Annotated in this window: 1 protein-coding gene; it reads right to left on the bottom strand. The window is 58.9% G+C overall.

Annotated elements, in window-relative coordinates:
• A partial coding sequence (locus OU26_RS09255; protein WP_152571374.1) for a starch-binding protein occupies positions 1-2626 on the bottom strand: 2626 nt, incomplete at its 3' end.
• Between the last annotated feature and the right edge of the window lie 66 nt (positions 2627-2692).

A 2692-nucleotide genomic window follows, 5' to 3' on the forward strand; every position in this document is an offset into this window, starting at 1 on the left:
GCACGCTCGCACCGGACTTCAGGCTCAGCTTGCCGTTGCTTACACCGGAACCCGAGATCGCAACCGAAGACACCGGAACCGGCTGCGGAGTGTTGCAGTTCACCGCACTCACCGCGGCAGAAGAGCCATCCCAGCTCACCTTGCCGGAGAATTCGATGCCAGGTTGGCTGGCACCAGGGGTCTGCGAGCCGGAGCCGTTGGTGAAGATTACACGATACATGCCCTCACCCAAGTCCGGAACCTCGTACTTGTAGGTGCCGGACTTCGCGCAGGAGTCGTCAGCGGTCAGCTGGGTCATCGCAACGCCGGGCCACTTGCCGTTGTTCTTAGACGTAGTGTCGTTGTACACATACGCGTAGATCTTGTCCCAGCCGGCAGGCTTGGTGGCATAAATCACGTTGGAGACCTCAGGCTTCACGCCAGTGATCTTGATGGTGATGCTATCGGACTGCTGGTTCGTGCCGGCAGTGGCGGTGATCTTCACCGTTCCTGCCTTGAGACCGGAAACCTTGCCGGTGGAATCCACCGTAGCCACCGAAGCGTCGGAGGAGGTCCAAGCCACGTTGGCGTGTTTTCCTGCCGGATCCGTGGTCACGTCAGCCTTCAGCTGCACGCTCTGGGTGGAGCCGAGATCCATGGAAGTCGGGCCGGAGACCGTGATTCCGGTGACGTTGACGTTCCTCCAGTGGCAGGGCTCCCTAGAGTTGATGTAGCAGTCCGGATCCAGATTGTTCTTCTTGAACCATGCCTGGCAATCCTTGTCGCACGGGCTTTCGGTGCCATCGTTCGGATCATAGGTCGGGTCGCCGTACTTGGTGTAGGAGTATGTGTGCTTGATGGCTTCACCATCAGCGCCGGTGCCCTTCACCGTGACCGTCACTACTTCGTCGGACTTGGCCTTGGCGCCGATCTTAATGGTGTCGCCATCCTTGTAGGAGCCGGACTGTCCATCGGACGTGGTGTAGGTGGTGTCGGAGGCCTGGTAGGAACGCAGTGTGATCAGCTTGGATTCGCCAGGAATGGTGCCCTTGTTCGGATATGCCTCGGCAGTGGAGACCTTGCCGGAACGGGTCTTGTTGGAGAACGCGGCGATGGACTTCGCGTTCACGGAACCGGAGGTGACTTTGCCGCCGGACACGGTGATGGTGGAGCCGGTGACCTCATCCATGTAAGTGCCGTTGGCGAGCTTGGTGGACTGTCCGGCGAGGTTCTTCTCCGCGCCGTTCGCGTTCGCCACAACCATGCCGTCCTGAGCCGCAGAACCGGCATAGCGTTCCACCATCAGGCAGTTGTCATCGCCGCAGTTGGAGACGCTGGAGTCCTCGCCGACCATGGCGTTGCGGAAGTGGTTGACGGCCACGACTTCCGGATCCTTCCACAGGTCGGAACCGGCGTCGCCGAGCTTGGAGTTCTCGGTGAACGGACCGCTGCCATTACCATAAGTGCCGACGCCACCAGTGCCATACGTGCCGCCGTCCTTGTACGGGCGGTCGAAGAACAGGCTCATGCCGTTCTTCTGCGCGGTCACGCCGGCCCAGCCGTACTTGATCCATTCGTCGGAGAGCTCCTGCGGGATGTTGGCCTCGCCATTGGCGAAGTTATCGTGCGATTCCACCCAATTCACGGACTTGTCTTCGGTCACCTTGCTGTGCGAGGTGAAGTGGCTTGCGCCCAGATTCTTGAACTGTACGGCGTTGCGCACCTCATGGCCGTAGCTGGAATCGGTGATGCCGCCACCGCGCGGGGAGCTGCTATTGAACAGGTTGGCATAGTCAGCTTCACGGACGTTGGCGTCCTCAAGTACCTCGCCGTACTGGTACTGGGAGCCGTTCTTCAGGATGGTGTTCCAGTAGTTCGACTTCTTGCCGCCGAACACCTCATCCGGAAGCTCGATGTGCTTGGCCGCGTCATAACGGAAGCCGTCGGCGCCATCGGCCACGGTCTGCTTGAGCAGATCGGCCATGCCCTGGGTGACGGTATCATCCTGGGTATTCAGATCCCACAGGCCGGAAAGCTTGTGCTGCGTGCAGTCCTCGCGGTTGTTGTAATCGGAGATCTGCTTGTCCTCATGGTAGTAGGCTTTGTTCTTCCATTTGCCTTCGATCACATCGAAATCAGAGGTGAAATGGTTGGACACGGAATCGACGATGATGCGCAGACCATACTGATGGGCCAGCTTGCACATTTCCTTGAACTCGTCTTCCGAACCGACCACGTAATTGCCGATGGACATGTCGGTCGGCTGATACACGTAGTACCAGTTGAGATACCAGTTGCCGGTGCCGAGCTTGCGATTGTCCTTGATTTTGACGATTGGTTCGGTTTGGATGGAGGTGTAGCCGGCTTTGGCGATATCCGGAATGTTCTCCATGATGGTTTTGAAGGACCATTCGAAGGCGTGCAGGGTCGCACCGTCCTTCATGTCCTTCGGCAGGCCGTACTTCTGACGGGCTGCTTCGAACGTAGGATTTCCCACGGTGTCGGCGTAGCTGTCACGGGTGGCGGCGCTGGCCTGCTGCGGTGCGGCCGTAGCGAGTGAAAGACCCGCGAGCAGCGTGGTGGCCGCGGCAAGGAACGCCACGGTCTTCTTACTCAGACGAGCAAGCGTTGCTGATTGTTTCATCATCTTCCTTGATTATGTGGATTTGTTTAGGTAGGGGTTGGGGCCCGGTTCCGTTGAAGCATGGAACCG

It is taken from the genome of Bifidobacterium ruminantium DSM 6489, assembly GCF_000770925.1.
Lineage (GTDB): Bacteria > Actinomycetota > Actinomycetes > Actinomycetales > Bifidobacteriaceae > Bifidobacterium > Bifidobacterium ruminantium.